Here is a 19,622-nt window from a genome sequence, read left to right as displayed (position 1 = left end):
TTTCCTTTCTGCCGATACCGAAAAGCTGGGCCGGTATCAGTCTGTGCCAGAGCGTCCTTTGTAGAGATACAGATTGTCGGGCTTGGTCGCGGCGTCTTCAGTATATCCCAGCGCCGTTCTGGGGTCGGATGCAGCGACGCCCGCAACGTCGCCTTTCTGCGGAATGCGCAGCGGGCCGAGCGTGTGCAGATAGGCATCCGCCCCGCTGGAACGGTCATAGACCGGGAACTCCGCCTCGCGGTCGCGGAAGCTTTTGAGAACCTGCCCCAGACCTTTCAGTCCGACCTCGCGTTGGCGGCGGACCTGATCAAGATCGATCTCGATAGGGAAGATATCCTCCTGTCCCGCAGACTGGTGCAGCACGGTGGCCGAGGGATCAACGACCAGTGAGCGGCCCACGCCCCCGGCGGCCAGCCCGTTCACGTCGAACACGTAGCATTGGAACTGCGCGGCGGTCGCCTTGGCGATCGACAGCTCGGCCTCGCGGTCGGTTGTGCCGGTCAGAACCGGGTGCAGCAGAACCTCGACCCCTTGGCTGGTCAGGTGGCGGGTGGTTTCGGGGAACCAGATGTCGTAGCAGATCGACAGGCCAAACCGGCCCACATCCGGCACATCAAAGATGCAGAATTCGGTACCCGAGGCGATGTTCTCTTCATAAGGTTTGAACGGGAACATCTTGGAGTATTTTGAGACGATCTCACCTTCGGGGTTGATCACCACCGAGGTGTTGAAAATCCGTCCATCTTCGTGTTTTTCGAACATCGAACCGGGGATCAGCCAAATCCCATAACGCCGAGCGGCATCCTGAAAGCGCGACAGGTCGTCATTGGGAAAGGGCTGGGCAAACCGGTCGAGCGGACCATGAGGCGCCAGTTCGCTGAACAGGGCCATCTGGGTCCAGGGGAACCGTGCCATCATAATGTCGATCCGGTGCAGCATCGCGTCGACATTCGACTGCAACGCACCGACATGCATCTGGATTCCGGTTATCGCAAAAGGGGTCATTTTTCGTTTCTTCTCATTTTCTTGCCGATTGCGACCGCCGATTTGATCCGGCGTTCTTCATCGGAACATAAAACCGTGTGGTCACGCAAGCCTGCTGTCCTCAGGCTATGGTTTTCCGAGGCGACTGCCCTCATACTGCGGCTTCCTCGGCGGTATCTTCTGCCTGCGGTTCCACAAAATCGATGTCGTTGCGAACCCAGAAGAACCGGAATCCGCAACTGCGCAGCCATTTCTCGAGCCGATCAAGGCTGGACCACTCCCGCCGCAGCCCGCGCGTGGATTCGACCAGCGCCCATTGGCCATCGACCAGAAAGTATACAGTCCAGGTATTGGGATGCGCCGAGTGGTTGGCAAAGCCGCCGCTGATCACCTCACGCGCCGTGCGAACGGCGACCGGATAGTCGCCGATGCGACCCTCAGCCGCGAGAATGGCCAGATCGTTTTGACGGATCGTGAATGTGGGAAGGGGGGCGTCGTTCATGCAGCCTCGATCTGCGCCGCGTCCAGCAGCGCTTTGCGCCGTTCACTGATATCCGCTGGCTTCAGGTTTTCGACGCGGGTCGCCAACGTCCAGACATGACCGAACGGATCGGCAATCGTGGCGCAGCGTTCACCCCAATAGGTGTCCGCCGCCTCAGCGATCAGGCTGGCACCGCTTTCCAACGCGGCTGCAAGGGCAGTGTCCACATCTTCGACATACATATGATGCCCAATCGGAGTGACTGTGCCCGGAATGGCGGGGCCGTGCGCACCCCATCCGGCGGTGACAAACAGCATCGAGTTGCCGATCTTGATGGAGGCAAAGCCGGGGGCCTCATCCGCATCATAGGCCTGTATCTTCGCATCAAAGGCGCTTTCGTAGAAAGTTAGCGCGGCATCGACGTCGACGACGGCAAGCGATGCGGTGCAGGTGCGATAGCCACGTGGCAGAGTGGCAGGTTTCTTTTTCATTCCGGTACTCTCTGAATTGGGCGGCGGACACCCTGGATTATCTGCAGGAATTTCCCGCACTATGCATCATACTGTGGATCAAACCAGGAGATACTGCAACACTATGATGCATAGTGCTGAAATTTCTGCCGTGATGCTTAGAATGTAGGCGGAGTACAGGCGCTGATGACCCGGCAAACTTCGGGGCCGACCTGCCTGAACCGGTGCGGGGTGCGACTGTCGAAATAATAAGCATCGCCTGGTCCCAGTACCTTGCGCTTATCGCCCACGGTCACCTCCACCCGACCCGAGATGACAATACCGCCCTCTTCCGCCTCATGCCCGTACATCACGCGACCGGTGTCAGCCCCTAACTCGTAAGTTTCCTGCAAGATCATCATCGCGCGACCACGCAGGTTTGATCCTACCTGCCGCAGAGACAGCCCACCCTTTCCGATCTCAGTAAGTTCTTCTGAGGCGTAAAACACGGTCTGCTCAGGTTCGATTTCGAAGGAAAAGAAATCGGACATGCCAATCGGTATGCCTTGCAGAATACGCCGTAACGCACCAACCGATGGATTCATCTTGCCCGACTCGATCAGTGAGATGGTTGAGTTCGGCACATCCGACTTCTTGGCCAGCGCCCGCTGAGATAAACCTGCACGCTCTCGCAAGGTTCGCAGGCGCAATCCGAGGGTCAAATCCTCTTGGCTGGTGTTCTTCATGTTCAGTATCCGCAACACTTGATCCTGCCGGGACGGTAAATCAATGGCTTATGAATCACAAGAAACAGGCTTTCGCTTGCAGGCGCAGATACTACAGTCGCGCAGTCAAACATACGGGCACCGCGCCCGGAAACGGGAAAGGACGCAAGATGCTGAACGCTCAGATTGCTGAACGCCGGAATACCTCGATCGCGCAGGGCGTGGGGATGCAAACGCAAGTCTATGTGGACCGTGCCGTGAATTCCGAGGTCTGGGATGTCGAAGGCAAACGCTATATCGATTTCGCCGCAGGCATCGCCGTTGTGAACACCGGGCATTGCCACCCCAAGGTGATGGAGGCTGTTCAGAAACAGGCCGCAAACTTCACCCATACCTGCCATCAGGTTCTGCCTTATGAGAATTACATCCGTCTGGCCGAGCGCCTGAACGAGAAAGTGCCCGGCGACTTCACTAAGAAAACCGTCTTTGTCACTACAGGTGCCGAGGCGGTCGAGAATGCCGTCAAGATCGCGCGTGCTGCCACTGGCCGCCCGGCTGTAGTGGCCTTTGGCGGCGCTTTTCACGGCCGTACGTTCATGGGCATGTCACTGACCGGCAAGGTTCAGCCATATAAAGCGGGCTTCGGCGCGATGATGCCCGATACCTATCACGTCCCGTTCCCGATCGATCTGCATGGCACCTCGACCGAAGATTCGCTGGGTGCTTTGACTAAACTGTTCAAGGCCGATCTTGATCCGGGCCGGGTGGCCGCGATCATCATCGAACCGGTTCAGGGCGAAGGTGGCTTCTACCCCGCTCCGGCTGAGTTGATGCGTGGTCTGCGCGCGCTTTGCGACGAACATGGCATCGTTCTGATTGCCGATGAGGTACAGACCGGCTTTGCCCGCACTGGCAACCTGTTCGCGATGGACGCTTATGACGTCTCTGCTGATATCACCACTATGGCCAAAGGTCTGGCCGGTGGTCTGCCGCTGGCCGCCGTCACCGGTCGTGCCGAGCTGATGGACGCCGCGCACCCGGGTGGTTTGGGCGGAACCTATGGCGGCAACCCGCTGGGGATCGCCGCCGCCCATGCTGTGATGGATGTGATCGAGGAAGAAGACCTGTGCACGCGCGCCAATGAGCTGGGCTCGCGCTTGAAACAGCGTCTGGAATCGATCCGTTCCCGCACGCCCGAGATCGTAGATATTCGTGGTCCGGGCCTTATGGTTGCGGCCGAGTTCAACACGACCGACGGCAGCGCCCCGAATCCCGATATGGCAAACGCCATACGGGTCGAGGCATTGAAGCGTGGATTGATCCTGCTGACATGTGGCGTATATGGGAACGTAATTCGTTTCCTCGCGCCGTTGACGGTGCAGGACGAAATCTTCGCCGAGGCCATGGATATCCTCGAAGCCTCGATCGACGCTGCCAAAGGAGCCTGAACATGCTGGATACCAAAGTGACCAAGCTGGAGCTGAAAGATCCCAGCCTTCTGGAACCCCGCGCCTATATCAACGGTGAATGGGTCGAAGGTGAGGCAACGTTCCCTGTCTACAACCCTGCAACTGGTGATCTGATCGCCAATGTGACAGATGTCAGCATCGAAGGCACAACACAGACCATCGATGCAGCTTACGCTGCGAAAAAGGAATGGGCTGCTCAGACTGGCAAGGAACGCGCCGCCATTCTGCGCAAATGGTTCGACCTGATGGTCGAAAACGCAGACGATCTGGCGACCATCCTGACCGCCGAGATGGGAAAACCCTGGCCCGAGGCGCGCGGTGAAATCCTATATGGCGCGTCCTTTATCGAGTGGTTCTCGGAAGAGGCCAAGCGTGTATACGGCGACGTCATCCCCGGCCACCAGCGCGACAAGCGCATCGTGGTGCTGAAGCAGCCCGTGGGCGTAGTGGGATCAATCACGCCTTGGAATTTCCCGAACGCAATGATCGCGCGCAAAGTTGGCCCAGCGCTGGCCGTGGGCTGTACCTTTGTGGCGCGCCCAGCGACGCTGACGCCGCTGTCGGCGACGGCGATGGCGGTTTTGGGTGAACGTGCGGGTATACCAGCGGGCGTGTTCAACGTGATCCCGGGCACCGACAGCTCGGGCGTCGGTAATGAGCTTTGCACTAATGACAAGGTCGCCAAGATCACCTTCACCGGCTCGACCCGTGTAGGACAGATCCTGATGCGTCAGGCGGCGGGCACCATCAAGAAGATGTCGCTGGAACTGGGCGGTAACGCACCATTCATCGTCTTTGACGATGCCGACGTGGATGCCGCCGTGGATGGCGCGATGATCGCGAAGTTCCGCAACAATGGCCAGACCTGCGTCTGTGCCAACCGCATCTATGTGCAGGCGGGCGTCTATGACGAGTTTGCTGCCAAGCTGGCCGAGAAGACAAAATCTTTGAATGTCGGCGACGGCTTTGGCGACGGCATCACCACAGGTCCCCTGATCAATCAGGCGGCAGTCGACAAAGTTGAAGAACATATATCGGACGCGGTTTCCAAAGGGGCGACTGTAACGCTGGGCGGCAAACGCTCGGATCTGGGTGGGACATTCTTTGAACCCACCGTTCTGACTGGCGTAACCCGCGACATGGTTGTGGCAAAGGACGAAACCTTCGGCCCCGTCGCACCGCTGTTCAAATTCGAGGAAGAAGACGACGTCGTCAGCATGGCCAATGACAGCGAGTTCGGCCTGGCCTCGTATTTCTACAGCCGCGATCTGGCGCGCGTCTGGCGTGTGGCCGAGGCGCTGGAATCGGGCATGGTGGGCATCAACACTGGCCTGATCTCGACCGAAGTCGCCCCGTTCGGCGGTGTCAAACAATCCGGTCTAGGCCGTGAGGGCTCGAAATACGGGATCGAGGATTTCCTTGAGATGAAATATCTCTGCATGGGTGAAATTCAGTAAGCGCCTCGTGCCTTGAAAATTCAACGCACTCGCAGTCCGCTGCGGGTGCGTTTTTCGTTTCAGACCGATGCGTGCCCGCGCAGACGGAACACCAACGGCATCATCACCAAGACCAGAGCCGCCGAGAAAAAGAACGGTGCGCCGGGCAGATAAGTGCCTTCGCCATCGACCGACGCCTGAAAGATGCCGGTCATCACCAAAGGCGACAGAACCGCAGCGACAGAAGACAGTGACGCGATGACTCCCTGCACCACGCCCTGCCGGTCTTCGTCCGCCTGGTTCGAGGCCATAGCCGTGATCAAGGCAGGCACGAGGTCGGACAGCGCGGCAAGCAGAATAAAGATGACAAGGGCCGTAACCGTTACGGTAAACCCAAAGCCGATCATTCCGACCAATGCCGATACCATCCCCAGCAGCAGGGTTCGGTAATCGCCGATCCAGCGAATGAAGACCGGCATCAGTCCGGCTTGGACGAAGGCCAACAGCACGCCGTATGCGGCCAGCGACAGGCCGATATACAGCGTGGACCAGCCAAACACCTCTCGTATCCAGAAGGCCCAGAGGGTGGGGTAGACCATGTTGGCAAATTCAAAGATGAAAATGCACAGCAGCGGCACTGCCAGCCCCGGAAAGCGGAAGGCGTCAAAGATCGATTTGAACGGGTTCAGGTCGCGCTTGCCAAAGGGGCGGCGCTTTTCTGGTTTCAGGCTCTCGGGCAGGACGAAGACTCCGAACAGGGCGTTGGCGGCGGACAAAACCGCGGCAATCCAGAACGGCGCAGTAATGCTGATCCCGGCAGCGATGCCGCCGATGGCTGGGCCAAGCACAAACCCAATCCCGAAGGCCGCCCCGATCAGACCGAAATTCGCCGCCTTCTCGGTCGGTGAGGATATGTCAGCGATGTAAGCCGTTGCGGTAATATAGGTCGCCCCCGCAAGCCCCGCGAGCGTTCGCCCCAGAAGAAGCAGCCAGAATGTTTCGGCCAGCGCCATGATCACATAATCCAGCGCCAACATGGTCAGCGCTGCGATCAGGATCGGCCTGCGGCCAACCGCATCCGAAATGCTACCCACGATAGGTCCGCACAGGAACAGCGCCCCGGCATAGGCTGCCATCAGCAGCCCGCCCCAAAAGGCCCCTTGTCCGGTATTGCCCGCACCGACGCGATCCATCAGGTCGGGCATGATCGGGAACACGATGCCAATACCGATGGCATCGATCATCAGTGTGATCAGAATGAAGGTTATTGCGCGGCTTTTGAACATACCGCCCTATCGGACGAGTACGCTGTTAAAGCAAGAGAAAAGGGCTGTGTGGTACAATTGTCCAGCAGCCCTTTTCCAGTTCATGTTTATTGGCCCAATGCCACGCCTTCGCGACGAGGATCAGCAGCGCCGATCAACTGCCCGTCCTTGATCAGGATGGCATGCAACCCGCTGTTGAGATCGACTTCTTTCACCTCATGACCTTTGGCGGTCAGAGCATCTGCGAACTCGGCAGCGGATGTTCCCTGCTCCAGATCCATTGAAGACCCGTTGCGGTGCACGAAATGCCCCGTTTCGATGGCATCCTGCGGGTCCATCTCCCAGTCCACGATCGCGATGATCGTTTTGGCCACATAGTTGATGATGCGGCTGCCGCCGGGGGAACCGATCAGCAGATAGGGCGCGCCATCCTTCATCACGATGGTTGGTGACATCGAACTGCGGGGGCGTTTGCCGCCTTCGACACGGTTGGCGACCAGGCGATCTCCGTCCATCGGCGCGCGGTCAAAGTCGGTGAGTTCGTTGTTCAGCAGGAAGCCCCGCACGAAAACCCGACTGCCAAAGGCGGTCTCGATGGTGGTCGTCATTGACAGCGCGTTGCCGTATTGGTCACGGATCACGATATGGCTGGTGCCGGGGCGGCCCGGGTTTTGCGAGGGCGCAAACAAGGCGGTGTGATCACGCGGCGGCTCACCTGCCTGACGCTTTTCACTTGCCGCAGCCGGGTCGATCATCTCGGAGCGCAGCTTTAGGTAATCCGTGTCCAGCAGGCCCTTGACCGGTACATCGATAAAATCGCTGTCGGCCATGTAAAGCGCGCGGTCGGCATAGGCCAGCTTGGCGGCCTCGGCATAGAGATGCGCCATCTCGGCATTCCAACCGGTGCCTTCGAGATCGAAGTTGCTGAGTATCCCCAGAATCTGCCCGACGGTCAGGCCGCCGGAGGTTGGTGGGCCCATTCCGCAGACATCGTAACCGCGATAATCGGCGCAGACGGCAGGGCGGATTTTGACGCGGTAGTCGGCCAGATCCTCAAGCGTGATGTTGTTTTCCACCTTGGATGTGGCATCCACTGCAGCCACGATATCTTCGGCGATGGGACCGCTATAGAAGGCCCCTGCGCCCTGATCGGCCAGAATGCGCAGAGTTTCGGCAAATTCGGGGTTCCGTAGCAAGGTTCCGGCCTGCAGCGGCGTGCCATCTTCGTTGAAGAAATACGCTTTGCCCGCCGGGAACACACCGACAGAACGCTCACGTTCAATCGTGCTTTGGATCGAGTTTGCCATACGGGGCGAAACCTCGAACCCCTGCTCGGCCTGATCGATGGTGGACTGGAACAACGAGGCCCAGTCTTTCTTGCCATAGAGGTTATGGGTCACTTCCATCAGGCGCAGGATGCCCGGCACGCCAACGGATTGGCCGCCAACAACAGCTTCGGGCCACGGCATCTTTTCCCCATCGGGCAGCAAAAACCGTTCAGGCGTGGCCTTGGCCGGAGCCTTTTCGCGTGCGTCAAATGTGGTCAGAGTATTAGCCGATGCATCCCAATACAGCATGAACGCCCCACCGCCGATGCCCGAAGATTGAGGCTCGACCAGATTGAGCATCAACTGCACGGCGATCATCGCATCTGCGGCCGTGCCACCTGCGGCCAGAACGTCATATCCGGCCTTGGCGGCGATGGGATTGGCGGCAGAGACCATAAATTCGGAGCCGGTCACCGAATTCTTATCCTCCCAGCCATAGCCGTATTCTGGTGCGGGGTCCTGTGCATAGGCCGCGCACGCAACTAGCGCCAGCGCCAAGGCGGCGCTGGTTCTCATGACAGTCTTCATCATAAAAATCTCCCGGTAAGGATCTGCGTGATTAACTACTGAGTACCGAAATTCAAATGGCAGATTCGTACCTTAGGTCGCTTCCATTCAACGCACAACATATACCGAGGTCTGCGAATGACGCACGACCCGGGCTGCGTTTGGACCAAGCAGATAGTCTTTGAAATCAGGCTTGTGCGCACCGATCACGATCAGATCCGAACCCGCGCTTTCCGCTGTTTTGAGGATCTCCTGATAGGCGCTGCCGGTCGCCACCACGTGGCGAACATTGACGTTACGCGCGTCGCCCAGCGCGGCGGCGCAGAGGGCGACCAGCTTTTCATGAGCCTCTTCAACCATCTTTTCGTGGTGGTGGGGCTCGAAAAAACTGCTGACGAAACCTTCGCCATAATCCGGTGTCACGGTCACCACGTCCAGCCGCGCGCCATCCAATTCAGCCAGCGCGGCGGCGCGTTCAAGGACTGCGACATCCAGATCGCCATTGCTGATATCCACGGCGCACAGAATAGCTTTGGTCATGCGGGTTCTCCCTGTTTTGCGGCACGGCCGCGCTGGAGGAAGGCGACAAGACCCAACAGGATCAGCGCCGGGATAAAGATCAGCTCTTTCGCGGGCTGGCTTTGCGGGGCCTGAATGCTGGTGATGCGAACGGCATCGTCAGCATAATAGTCGAACATGTCCAGCTCATCCGCGACCGGCGTACCGAACATCGGCTCGTCGAGCTTGACCAGACCATCCTCTTCCAGCGTCATCAGCCCTAGGGCGTCGACACGCGCTGTGCCGTCGGCCCCTTCCGGAATGTCCAGAACCACGGTGGTTTCGGTCATATTGCCGGTGTCAAAGTCCGGGCCTGCGACCTCGATCCGCATGGTGCTGCCCGGTGCGGCCTCACCCACGGCCTGCGTCAGCTGTGCCGGTTCGATCTGCGCAAAGGGCGGTGCGATGCGGTTCATGAAGAAATCCGGACGGAACAGCGCAAAGGCGATCAGAATCAGCGCCACGCTTTCATAGATGCGGTTCTTGGTCAGGAACCAGCCCATGGTGCCGGCAGTGAAGATCAGGATCGCGATGGTCGCAGAGACGGCCACCAAGATTCCCTGTACCCAGCCCACATCGATCAGCAACAGGTCAGTGTTGAAGATGAACACGAAAGGCAGTGCCACGGTGCGCAAGCTGTAGAAGAAGGCGGTAAAGCCCGTCTTGATCGCGTCCCCGCCCGAAACGGCGGCGGCGGCAAAGCTCGCCAGACCAACCGGCGGTGTCACATCAGCCATGATACCGAAGTAGAACACGAACAGGTGCACCGCGATCAGCGGCACGATCAGCCCATCCTGCGCGCCCAATTCCACGACCACACCCGCCATCAGCGAGCTGACCACGATATAGTTCGCCGTGGTCGGCAATCCCATCCCGAGGATCAGGCTGAGCAGACCCACCAACGCCAGCATGGCGATCAGGTTACCGCCTGACAGGAACTCGACCAGATCGGCCATCACTTGGCCCACGCCGGTCAGCGTCACGGTGCCCACGATCACACCCGCAGTGGCGGTGGCCAGCGCGATACCAATCATGTTGCGCGCGCCGTCGATCAGCCCGTTCCACAGGTCGACGACACCGGCCTTGAAGGCATTCGCTGTGTCACTTTCACCCCGGAAGATCGACTTGAGCGGTTTCTGCGTCAGCAGGATCACGAACAACAGCGAAGTCGCCCAGAAGGCTGATAGGCCCGGTGATTTCTGTTCGATCATCAGGAAATAGACCAACACGATGATCGGTAGCAGGTAATGCAGACCGGCCTTGTAGATTTCGGCAATTACCGGCAGTTCAACCTCTTTGGCATTAGGATCGTCAGGCACCAAGTCCTCTACTCCGGAAGCCAGCCAAAGCAGGATCAGATAGGCCAAAACGATCAGCGCCGACAGGACCAGACCCGACGCATCGGGCATGAGCGCGACAATCGCTTTGATCGGGTACTGGATGCCATAGCACAGCCCGGCAAAGCCCACGAAGAACAGCGCCATTCCACCGATTGTGCGCCCCATCGAAACGACGCGGTCGCCCAGCGTCGGCATGTTCCGCTTAACCGCTTCAAGGTGTACGATGTAGACGAGCGCGATGTAAGAAATCGCGGCGGGCAGGAAGGCGTGGGTGATCACCTCAACGTATGAGATGCCTACATATTCCACCATCAGGAAGGCAGCAGCGCCCATCACCGGTGGCATGATCTGGCCGTTAACGGATGAGGCGACCTCAACCGAGCCCGCTTGTTCGCTGGAAAAGCCCACACGCTTCATCAGTGGGATAGTGAAGGTGCCGGTCGTGACAACGTTCGCAATGGACGAGCCCGAGATCAGGCCGGTCGCCGCAGAACCAACTACAGCCGCTTTGGCCGGGCCACCGCGCAGGTGCCCCAGCGCGCCAAAGGCCATCTTGATGAAGTAATTGCCCGCGCCCGCCTTATCCAAAAGCGCGCCGAACAGCACGAACAGGAAGACGAACTTGGTCGACACGCCCAGCGCGATGCCAAAGACACCTTCGGACGTGATCCACATATGGCTCATCGCCTTTTGCAGGCTGGCACCTTTCCAGCGGATCACCTCGGGCACCCACTCGGAGGAACCAAAGAAGACGTAGGCCAGAAAGATCGTGGCGATGATCGCCATTGCCGGGCCAAGCGCGCGACGCGCGGCCTCGAACAACAGCAGCAGGCCAACAAGGGCAAACCACTTGTCCGTATCGTCTGCCAGCCCCCCGGCATCGACGATCTTTTGATAGAAGAAATAACCATAAAGCGCCAGAAATGCGCCCACGATCCCCATGATCCAATCCTGAATCGGGATGTAGTTCCGCGGGCTGGATTTCAGTGCCGGATAGGCCGAAAAGGCCAGGAACATCGCAAAGGCCAGATGAATCTGGCGTGAGTTGTTCACTACACTGCCCGGCAGCAGATAATTCGATAGGGGAGAGGCCAGAACGACCTGGAACACCGACCACAAAACCGCAACGATCGCCAGAAACAGCCCGACATTTCCCGCCGGATCACGCGCGCCTGCATCTGATGAGGCAACCAGTTCCTGAAGCTCTTCTTCGGAAAGAGGGCGATTGCCCTGTGTGTCGGAACTCATGTTGGTATCTCCCTGTCCTTCGGCCTTGGTTTTTACGGCCGTCTTGTCTCCGGTTTAGCCCGGATATGAATCGGGGCGCCCCGAAAGGCGCCCCGTGTCAGGTCTGGTTACTGAATCCAGCCTTTTTCTTTGTAGTACTTCTCAGCACCCGGATGCAGCGGTGCCGACAGGCCGTCCGCAATCATCTCTTCTGGTTTCAGGTTGGCAAATGCCGGGTGCAGCTTTTTGAAGTCATCGAAGTTCTCGAAGACCGAGCTGACAACCGCATAAACCGCGTCTTCCGACACGTCAGCCGAAGTCACGAAGGTTGCACCAACACCAAATGTCGAGGTGTCACCATCCGAACCTCGATACATGCCACCTGGGATGGTTGCGGTACGGTAGAAGGAGTTGTCACCAACCAGCTTGTCAACCGCGTCGCCGCTGACGTTCACCAGAACCGAGTCACAGGCGGTGGTTGCTTCCTGGATCGAACCCGATGGGTGACCAACGGTGTAAACCATCGCATCGATCTGGTTGTCGCACAGGGCAGCGGACTGTTCAGCCGCCTTCAGCTCGGTCGCCAGTTCGAAATCGTCGGTGGTCCAACCCATTTCGCCCAGCAGCACTTCCATGGTGCCACGCTGACCGGAACCGGGATTGCCGATATTGACGCGCTTGCCCTTCAGGTCTTCGAAATTCGAGATACCCGCGTCGGCACGCGCCACAACCGTGAACGGCTCTGGGTGTACCGAGAACACGGCACGCAGGTTCTCAAACGGGCCGGCTTCTTCGAATTTCGAGCTGCCGTTGAATGCGTGGTACTGCCAGTCCGACTGTGCCACCCCAAACTCAAGCTCGCCTTCGCGAATGGTGTTGATGTTGTAAACCGACCCCCCAGTCGACTCCACCGAACACCGGACCCCGTGCTCTTTCCGGCCCTTGTTGACCAGACGGCAGATCGCGCCACCCGTCGGGTAATAGACACCCGTAACGCCGCCAGTTCCGATCGTGATAAATTCTTCAGCATATGCCGCTGGTGCCATCAGGGCCGCCGCGGCAAATGCGGTGATTGAGGTTTTCTTGAACACTTTGACACTCCTGTTGTCAGTCTTTTTTGATCTGTGGGGTGCCTGAAACCTTTCAGAACACAACAGAAAAAATCGCACTGGAATCAGGCCCCCCGATGATAAAGAGGAAAGCGAAACCAAACAGCAGGTGTCTATACGGTAGATTACGTATAGGCTTGGATTCAGATATAGGGGAAAGAGGGTAACTGATCACATTCTGTGACTGTGATACCGACCCGTGCAGAAGGTCGTTTGGACAAGAATTGAACTACGCAGGGCAACAAGAAATACGCCAGGACCACACTGAGCCAGCCCGCAGGCGAAGATCGCTGCGCGCCACGCTTGCGCTGTGTTTGGGTGGGCTGCAGTTCATCGCCATCCTTTCGGTGATCCTGTCGACCTTTGTCAGCTCGGAGAACGCGCTGTTGCGGCAATCCCGAACATCGCTAAACGAAGTCAGTGTCAATGTCATCGGCCAAGTCAAAAGTTTTCTGAACCCCGCCCGGCAGGCCTTGGATGCAACTCGGCGACTTGCTGAAAATGACGTACTGGATATCAGCGATCCTGGCGTATTGGAAAGCCATTTTTTTCAGCAGCTACAGGTCGCGCCTCAACTCGCAGGGATGTATCTGGCCGATGCGACGGGCAGGTTTGTCTATGTCATGCGCGCGGAAGAGCCCGGACGCTATCGCACCAAGTTCGTTCCGCCATTCCTGCCCGGCACCGCGGAACATCCCGCCGATTTCCAATGGCGCAACGATCAGTTCACATTGCTGGAAACGGCCACTACCCAGACTGACACCTATGAGGCGCGCACCCGGCCCTGGTTCAGAATGGTGACCGAAGCCAAAGCACCGATCTGGACAGAGCCTTATATCTTCTTCACCACGCGCCAGCCGGGGATCACTTATAGTGTCCCCATATTGGACGATACCGGAGCTATCCGTGCCATTTTGGGTGTCGATATCCAGATCGACGCCCTGTCGGGGTTCCTGCTGGACATCTGGTCGGAACGACGCGGTGCCGCGCTGGTTCTGAACGAAAATGGCGCGGTGCTGGCGCATCCAACGCTAGTGCTGATCCGGCAGGAAGCACATATGGAAGCGCCCGAGCTGACGCGTGTGGACCAAATCGCAGACCCCATCGCGCAAAAGGCGTTCGGAGATGTCGTGCAAACCGGTCTGAGCGACACGGAAGGACCGGTTCATACCGATTTCCAGCTGAACGGTCAGGACTATGTGGCGATGCTGATCGAGGTGTCCGAGCCGGGGCTGCGTTGGTTGATCGGGCTTTATGCGGCCGAGGACAACTTTATTGGCGAGATCAAGAAGAACCGGACGCAAGGCGTCTGGATCGCGCTTGCCATTGCCATTCTGACGGGCGCAATTGGTTTGGCCATGGCCGACCGGATCTATGCCCCTGTGCGCACCTTTGCCAGCCAGAGCCAGCAATTGCGCAGCGGAGAGATCACCACCGAAGAAGGCCTGCACAGCCCCTATCGCGAGCTGGAAGATACCGGCGCGGCTCTGACACAGGAAGTTCGACAACGGCAACGGTTCGAAACCGCCTATGGCCGCACCTTCGATCTGGCCTCGCGCGGGATGGCGCAGATCTCGCCCGAAACGGGGCGTTTTCTGCGGACCAACGAACAGCTGTGCGATATCATGGGATATCAGCCGGATGAATTGGAGAGGATGACGCTGGCCGACATCCTGCCGGAAGACGAACAGCAGATCGCAGTCAAGTTTCGCGAAACCCTGCTGCAGGATTCCGAGTTCATCGCCGAAAACCAGTTTATCCGAAAAGACGGATCCCCCATCTGGTTGCGGGTCAATGCCATTCTGATCCGCGATGAAAGCGGGACCCCTGATCATGCGGTTGCCATTATCGACAACGTCAGCGATCGGAAGCAGGCCGAGGATGAAGTAAGCCGCCTCAGCCGCGATCTGTCCCATGTGGCACGGGTCAACCTGATGGGCGAGATGGCCTCGGGGCTGGCGCATGAGCTGAACCAACCGCTAAGCGCGATTTCCTATAATGTCGACGCCGCGAAGATCACGCTGGATGAAATCGGCGATCCCGATCCTGAGTTGATAGAAATCCTTTCGGATATCGACCGCCAGTCGCGCCGTGCGGGCGACATCATCCGCGCCCTGCGTGATGTGGTGCGCAAGGATCGCGGACGTCAGACTCCGTTTGAACTGAACGGGTTGATCCGGCAAACCGTCAGCCTGATGGACGCCGAGGCGAAGTTACACGAGATCAAGCTGCTTTATGAAGAAACCGACCTTCCTCTTGTCATCGGAAACCGGACGCAGATCGCTCAGGTTCTGGTTAACCTGTTGCGCAACGCGATCGACGCCTTGGCCCTGGATCCGGATGGCAAGGGTAAAATCACCATCACTACAAAGACTAGCGATGAACTGGTCGAGGTGCGGGTTGAGGATAACGGGCCCGGGATTAGCGATGGTGTCACCTTGTTCAACTCGTTTGACACCCAGAAGACCGACGGGATGGGGCTGGGCCTGTCCATTTGTCGGACCATCGTCAAAGCCAATGACGGAGCCATTTGGTACGAGCCTACTGAGACGTCCGGGGCGCGCTTCTGTTTCACCCTGCAGCGCCGCGATCAGCCCAAGGAGGATCACGCATGACCTTTGAGCCGCTGGTCGTCTATATCGTCGATGACGATGAAGATGTGCGCGTCGCCTTATCACGTTCGCTCAGCAAACGCGGACTAAGGGTCGAGCATTTTGCCGATGCGCAGACATTTCTGAATCAGGTGCATGAGGACGCAAAAGGTTGCCTGATCCTGGACTATGGCATGCCCGGCATGGACGGGCTGGAATTGCAGGAACATCTGAACCGGCGCGAGTCGACCATACCGGTCATTTTCATCTCGGGTCATGGCGGCATTCCGGAATCCGTGCGGGCCACCAAGGCGGGTGCAATTGATTTTCTGGAAAAACCCTTTGACCTGCAGGTGCTGATCGAACGGATACAGGCCGCGTTTGAAATAGGCGACCGTCTGCGCGCCGAGAAATCGCGACGTCAGATGCTTGCGGACAAGCGCAGACTTTTGACCGACCGCGAGGAGCAGGTCTTGCAACATATTCTGACCCACCCCGCGCGCACGTCGAGCAAAGAGATCGCAACTGCCTTGGGTATCAGCCCCCGCACAGTAGAAATTCATCGCGGGCGCATACAGCAAAAGGTCGGCGTGAAAACCACGATAGAGCTGTATGAACTGTTCGGGCAGATGCAATGATCGCAAGCCTGATGATGTATGCCCGCCCTCAGCTTGATGAGGCACATCTGCGATACTGGAACCTCATCCGTGACAATCTGAACCGCGCCGGGATCGAGAGCCCTGAGCATCTGTCGCAGGACGCCGAGGAATTTTCGGTCTGGCAGCACCCGGAACTGGTGCTGAGCCAGACTTGCGGCATGCCGTACCGGACATGGCTGCACGATAAGGTCGCGTTGGTTGGCACGCCAGACTATGGTCTCGACGGGTGCCCGCCCGGCTATTACCGCAGTGCTCTGGTCGTGCGCGCCGATGATCCACGCACAAATCTGATGGCGTTTCGGGAAGCGGAGTTCGCTTACAACCAGACATTTTCGCAATCTGGCTACGCCGCGCCTTATTGGCATCTTGAGCCGCATGGCTTCTGGTTCAAGCACCGTGTGCAAACCGAAGGTCACCTGAAGTCGGCGCAGTCCGTTGCGGAAGGTCACGCAGATATCGCCGCCCTTGATGCGGTTTCTTGGCGATTGATGGCTGAGTATGAAGAGTTTGCCGCATCTCTGCGGGTGTTAGAGTGGACGGACCCGACGCCTAGCCTGCCTTTGATCACTGCGGAGGGTAACGATCAGCAAGCGATTTTTACAGCGGTTGAACGGGCAATTGCGCAGTTGGATGATGCGGATCGTACTGCCTTGGGGATCAAAGGTCTCGTGAGGATTCCGGCCGAACGTTATCTGGACGCGCAAAACCCGCCGGGATCGGTTTAGTCGTCTTGTGTGCCGGTGTCGCCTACGACAGCCGATAGCACATAATGGCTTTGGTCGCCCTTGATCAAAATCGGTGGGCCGGGCTGTTTAAGCTGCGGAACGACGCTTTCAACGCCGAGACCGCGCGTTAGGTCTGTCGCGCGACTTCCTCCGTGACCGGCCTGGCCTTTCCCTCGATCATGTCCTCTTCGACCGGCTCTTCAAGTGACTCTTCAGCACTTTCTTCAGGTTCCTCTGCCTCTTCAGCCTCTGATTGATCCTCAAGCGCGCCAATGATCAGAGGCAGCATGTGCACACCCGTCACACTAGCAATCTCGGGCGTCTGAGGCGTCTGCCAACTGAGCGTATCGAAGCTGCCGCAGTTCTGGCACACCGGTCCCCATTCAGGCTGAATGTCGTGGCAATTGGTGCAGACCCATTGCGGCCCGCGCGGTGCGTTCAACGCCTTGGCCAGCCAACCCTGAACCACCGCGTCCGAGGCGCCCTCGCCCCGTTCAATCGCAGCCATCAGCGTGTAGGCCCGTGCATCCCCCTGCTTTTCGACAACATCACCCAGCGCTCGACGGGCTTCGGGGAAGTCTTCGGCTACGATGTTCAGCTCGGCCAAAATCAGGCGTGTTTCCATATTCTCTGAATGAATGCGGGTCAAAGCGGTGAACCGCTTGATCCGCTGTTCAGGTGTTTCGTCTGGCGCAATCTCGGCAAAGGCATGGGCCAGATCGGGGTGAGGTTGTACTTCCCACGCCTTTTTCAGAATCTTGGTGGCTGCACGCGGTTTGCCCTTTTCGATATAGGCGCGCGCGGCCATGGCGGCTGCCGGGACAAGATCGGGTGAAAGGCGGTTTGCCTCAATCGCATGTTCCTGCTGTTCGACCGTCGCCGTGTCGTCCAGCAGCACTTTGGCCTCGGACAAAGCCAGGACTGCGTCTCGCCGTTTGAACACGTCGCGCGGCAAGTACCCGGCCTTCAGCTTCGAGGTCAACGTGGACCGAGCACCGGCCCAATCCTGCGCTTTGGTCTGCAGGTTCAACAGCACATCCTGCGTTTCTTCATGCCGGGGTTTGAGGGCCAGAGCCTTCTCGGCCAGCTTGCGCGCGGTTTCATCATCGCCTTCGGCCAGCTTTTGCTTCATGATCCCGCGCACACCGACAAATCGCGTGGCGTTGTTGGTGACCAGCTTCTTGTAAGTCTCGGACGCTTTCTTGGTATCACCGGTCATCTCGGCTGCCTGCGCCACCAGCAAATTGGTCAGTTCCGGATTGTTCAGCAGCTTCTCGGCCTTATTGGCCTTGGTCATCGCCACGCGCCCTTCACCCGAGGCCAGCGCCATCAACCCGTCCGCCAGCGCCTGATATCCCCGCTTTTCCCGACTGCGATCGAAATAACGTGAAAGGGCGGTTTCATCACCGTTTAGGAATTTCAGCGTGGCGATCAGCAGCGTAAGCAGCTTGAAGAACAACCAGACCGCAAACACCAGCACGCCCAGCGCGATCACTGATTGCAGCGGGCCCAGTGTGTATTCGGTGCCTGCGACGGTGATCTGCACGCCGCCGGATGATTCCAGCAAGAACCCAGCACCCATGGCCAGCAGGCCGATAATCGCAACAAAAACAAGGATCTTTAACAATGACCACAGCATGGCAGGTCCTTCAGTTCGAGTTCAGGCTTGAAGCAAGCGTGTTTGCGGCCTCGACGGCAGAGGCCCGTGTCTGCGCCGCCTGCTCCCAATCCGCCAATGCGGTTTGTGCCGCTTCGGGCAGGGATTTCAATTCGGTCAGCGCCTTTGAGACATCACCATCTGCCAACGCTGCCTGAGCACGCGACAGGACCGCGTCCGGATCGTCGCCCTCTTGCGGGGTCACCGACCGCGCGCCTGTCTGGCGCTGCAAGAAAGCAACCAAGCCTGTGCCTTTATCGGCATCACGGGCATCCGCCAGTGCGGCGCGGGCTGCGGGGGCAAACGAGCTGCGCAGCGCCGAAAGCGTCTCAACTCCGTCCTTCGAAGATGCAGCCAAAGCATCGGGCACATCGACACCACCGGCTTTCAGTTCAGAGACCAAATCTTCATAGGGTTGACCGGCATCCAATTGACCATGCAAACGCGACAGGATGGCAGCGTTGGTCGCCGCGCGCGCCTCGGCCGAAGCCTTAGCCTCTAAAGCCTGCGCGTCTGAGACCATCTTTTCCACTTCGCTACGCTGAGCGGCCAGAGAATCCTGTAGTTTCTTCAATTCTGCCTCGAACGCGGCTGTGGCCTCGGGCGAGACATTTGCTTCAAGCGGCTGCTTCTCAAGCGCGGTCAGGCGTTCCTCAAGCGGGTCGACCTTACCGGTCAGGCCATCAACACTGCTCTTCACGGCAGTCAGATCGCTTTCGACCGGAGCAAGCTTATCCGACAACGCCTTGATCTGATCTGACAAGCCCGAGACATCGGGGCCTTCAGCAAGAGATTTTGTCAGTTGGGCAATCTGATCGGATTGTTCCGCCAGCTTCGACTCGAGCGCGGAAATTGCGTCCGAGCTATCTGCTCCTTGAGACAATAACCCGCTGTTGCCTGCAGCAAATCCGAGGCCTGCAGCAATAACCCCGCCCAACAAAGCCGGAACAAACCCACCGCGTTTTTCGACTGTGCGTTCGATCACCTTTTCTTCGGTCGGCTCGGCCCTGTTCGGGGCTTCGGCTTCGGCTTCGGCTTCGGCTTCGGCTTCGGCTTCGGCTTCGGCTTCGGCTTCGGCTTCGGCTTCGGCTTCGGCTTCGGCTTCGGCTTCG

General features: G+C 58.5%; 16 protein-coding genes. 5 read left to right on the top strand and 11 right to left on the bottom strand.

Translation table 11 applies throughout. The features are described 5' to 3' along the window. Positions 1-36: 36 nt before the first annotated feature. The 4 genes from ACRZ96_RS19710 to ACRZ96_RS19695 all read right to left on the bottom strand — a co-directional run bounded on the left by ACRZ96_RS19710 (position 37) and on the right by ACRZ96_RS19695 (position 2,660). Positions 37-1,005 (bottom strand): carbon-nitrogen hydrolase family protein, encoded by a 969-nt coding sequence (locus tag ACRZ96_RS19710; RefSeq protein WP_480707462.1) that lies wholly within the window; start codon positions 1,003-1,005, stop codon positions 37-39. A 130-nt stretch (positions 1,006-1,135) separates the two neighbouring features. After that, positions 1,136-1,486: a hypothetical protein gene (locus tag ACRZ96_RS19705; protein ID WP_170397963.1), complete on the bottom strand. Its 351-nt coding sequence runs from the start codon at positions 1,484-1,486 to the stop codon at positions 1,136-1,138. Further along, positions 1,483-1,956 carry a VOC family protein gene (locus ACRZ96_RS19700; protein WP_480707463.1) on the bottom strand — a complete coding sequence of 158 codons (474 nt, stop codon included), beginning with the start codon at positions 1,954-1,956 and terminating at the stop codon, positions 1,483-1,485. The genes ACRZ96_RS19705 and ACRZ96_RS19700 overlap by 4 nt, the downstream gene beginning before the upstream one ends. 137 nt (positions 1,957-2,093) lie before the next feature. Then, a complete protein-coding gene (locus ACRZ96_RS19695; RefSeq protein WP_480707464.1) occupies positions 2,094-2,660 on the bottom strand; it encodes a cupin domain-containing protein in 567 nt (188 codons plus the stop codon). A 149-nt stretch (positions 2,661-2,809) separates the two neighbouring features. Between ACRZ96_RS19695 and ACRZ96_RS19690 the strand changes: the two genes are divergently transcribed. Both ACRZ96_RS19690 and ACRZ96_RS19685 read left to right on the top strand, forming a co-directional pair. Beyond that, positions 2,810-4,087 (top strand): 4-aminobutyrate--2-oxoglutarate transaminase, encoded by a 1,278-nt coding sequence (locus ACRZ96_RS19690; RefSeq protein WP_170397954.1) that lies wholly within the window; start codon positions 2,810-2,812, stop codon positions 4,085-4,087. Positions 4,088-4,089: 2 nt separating this feature from the next. Continuing rightward, positions 4,090-5,565, top strand: a complete 1,476-nt coding sequence (locus tag ACRZ96_RS19685; RefSeq protein WP_170609187.1) for an NAD-dependent succinate-semialdehyde dehydrogenase — start codon at positions 4,090-4,092, stop codon at positions 5,563-5,565. 59 nt (positions 5,566-5,624) lie between these two features. On the opposite strand, the gene ACRZ96_RS19680 is transcribed toward ACRZ96_RS19685, so the two are convergent. The 5 genes from ACRZ96_RS19680 to ACRZ96_RS19660 form a co-directional block, all read right to left on the bottom strand. After that, on the bottom strand, positions 5,625-6,830 hold the full coding sequence (locus ACRZ96_RS19680; protein ID WP_170407966.1) for an MFS transporter: 1,206 nt from the start codon (positions 6,828-6,830) through the stop codon (positions 5,625-5,627). 86 nt (positions 6,831-6,916) lie between these two features. Further along, the gene (gene ggt, locus ACRZ96_RS19675) at positions 6,917-8,668 is read right to left on the bottom strand and encodes a gamma-glutamyltransferase (RefSeq protein WP_480707468.1); all 1,752 of its coding nucleotides are present in this window, start codon (positions 8,666-8,668) and stop codon (positions 6,917-6,919) included. Between the two features lie 84 nt (positions 8,669-8,752). Continuing rightward, on the bottom strand, positions 8,753-9,184 hold the full coding sequence (locus ACRZ96_RS19670) for a universal stress protein (protein WP_480707469.1): 432 nt from the start codon (positions 9,182-9,184) through the stop codon (positions 8,753-8,755). After that, positions 9,181-11,790, bottom strand: coding sequence for a TRAP transporter permease (locus ACRZ96_RS19665; protein ID WP_170397940.1), 2,610 nt, complete (start codon positions 11,788-11,790; stop codon positions 9,181-9,183). Before ACRZ96_RS19665 ends, ACRZ96_RS19670 begins: the two co-directional genes overlap by 4 nt. 107 nt (positions 11,791-11,897) lie before the next feature. Further along, complete coding sequence (locus tag ACRZ96_RS19660; protein ID WP_170397937.1) at positions 11,898-12,860, bottom strand: TAXI family TRAP transporter solute-binding subunit; 963 nt, start codon at positions 12,858-12,860, stop codon at positions 11,898-11,900. 242 nt (positions 12,861-13,102) lie between these two features. On the opposite strand from ACRZ96_RS19660, the gene ACRZ96_RS19655 reads away from it, so the two are divergent. The 3 genes from ACRZ96_RS19655 to ACRZ96_RS19645 are packed head-to-tail and all read left to right on the top strand — an operon-like array spanning position 13,103 to position 16,853. Continuing rightward, positions 13,103-15,493: an ATP-binding protein gene (locus ACRZ96_RS19655; RefSeq protein ID WP_480814969.1), complete on the top strand. Its 2,391-nt coding sequence runs from the start codon at positions 13,103-13,105 to the stop codon at positions 15,491-15,493. Next, positions 15,490-16,107 carry a response regulator transcription factor gene (locus tag ACRZ96_RS19650; protein ID WP_170397932.1) on the top strand — a complete coding sequence of 206 codons (618 nt, stop codon included), beginning with the start codon at positions 15,490-15,492 and terminating at the stop codon, positions 16,105-16,107. The genes ACRZ96_RS19655 and ACRZ96_RS19650 overlap by 4 nt, the downstream gene beginning before the upstream one ends. Further along, positions 16,104-16,853 carry a phosphate/phosphite/phosphonate ABC transporter substrate-binding protein gene (locus tag ACRZ96_RS19645; RefSeq protein WP_480814968.1) on the top strand — a complete coding sequence of 250 codons (750 nt, stop codon included), beginning with the start codon at positions 16,104-16,106 and terminating at the stop codon, positions 16,851-16,853. The genes ACRZ96_RS19650 and ACRZ96_RS19645 overlap by 4 nt, the downstream gene beginning before the upstream one ends. Before the next feature lie 127 nt (positions 16,854-16,980). Here ACRZ96_RS19645 and ACRZ96_RS19640 read toward each other — a convergent pair whose 3' ends face one another. Together ACRZ96_RS19640 and ACRZ96_RS19635 are read right to left on the bottom strand one after the other, a co-directional pair. Beyond that, positions 16,981-18,492 carry a heme biosynthesis HemY N-terminal domain-containing protein gene (locus ACRZ96_RS19640; RefSeq protein ID WP_480814967.1) on the bottom strand — a complete coding sequence of 504 codons (1,512 nt, stop codon included), beginning with the start codon at positions 18,490-18,492 and terminating at the stop codon, positions 16,981-16,983. Between the two features lie 10 nt (positions 18,493-18,502). Further along, on the bottom strand, positions 18,503-19,622 hold a 1,120-nt coding region (locus tag ACRZ96_RS19635; protein ID WP_480791456.1), incomplete at its 5' end, for a COG4223 family protein.

The organism is Ruegeria sp. CF1, assembly GCF_056537445.1.
This window is presented reverse-complemented; position numbering and strand designations above follow the sequence as displayed.

What these genes read in the sequence shown, in the direction of transcription:
- ACRZ96_RS19695 (WP_480707464.1), bottom strand. Translation starts at nt 2,660, where the DNA reads ATGAAGAACACCAGCCAAGAGGATTTGACCCTCGGATTGCGCCTGCGA.
- ACRZ96_RS19690 (WP_170397954.1), top strand. Translation starts at nt 2,810, where the DNA reads ATGCTGAACGCTCAGATTGCTGAACGCCGGAATACCTCGATCGCGCAG.
- ACRZ96_RS19705 (WP_170397963.1), bottom strand. Translation starts at nt 1,486, where the DNA reads ATGAACGACGCCCCCCTTCCCACATTCACGATCCGTCAAAACGATCTG.
- ACRZ96_RS19640 (WP_480814967.1), bottom strand. Translation starts at nt 18,492, where the DNA reads ATGCTGTGGTCATTGTTAAAGATCCTTGTTTTTGTTGCGATTATCGGC.
- ACRZ96_RS19650 (WP_170397932.1), top strand. Translation starts at nt 15,490, where the DNA reads ATGACCTTTGAGCCGCTGGTCGTCTATATCGTCGATGACGATGAAGAT.
- ACRZ96_RS19665 (WP_170397940.1), bottom strand. Translation starts at nt 11,790, where the DNA reads ATGAGTTCCGACACACAGGGCAATCGCCCTCTTTCCGAAGAAGAGCTT.
- ACRZ96_RS19685 (WP_170609187.1), top strand. Translation starts at nt 4,090, where the DNA reads ATGCTGGATACCAAAGTGACCAAGCTGGAGCTGAAAGATCCCAGCCTT.
- ACRZ96_RS19710 (WP_480707462.1), bottom strand. Translation starts at nt 1,005, where the DNA reads ATGACCCCTTTTGCGATAACCGGAATCCAGATGCATGTCGGTGCGTTG.
- ACRZ96_RS19680 (WP_170407966.1), bottom strand. Translation starts at nt 6,830, where the DNA reads ATGTTCAAAAGCCGCGCAATAACCTTCATTCTGATCACACTGATGATC.
- ggt (WP_480707468.1), bottom strand. Translation starts at nt 8,668, where the DNA reads ATGATGAAGACTGTCATGAGAACCAGCGCCGCCTTGGCGCTGGCGCTA.
- ACRZ96_RS19700 (WP_480707463.1), bottom strand. Translation starts at nt 1,956, where the DNA reads ATGAAAAAGAAACCTGCCACTCTGCCACGTGGCTATCGCACCTGCACC.
- ACRZ96_RS19670 (WP_480707469.1), bottom strand. Translation starts at nt 9,184, where the DNA reads ATGACCAAAGCTATTCTGTGCGCCGTGGATATCAGCAATGGCGATCTG.
- ACRZ96_RS19645 (WP_480814968.1), top strand. Translation starts at nt 16,104, where the DNA reads ATGATCGCAAGCCTGATGATGTATGCCCGCCCTCAGCTTGATGAGGCA.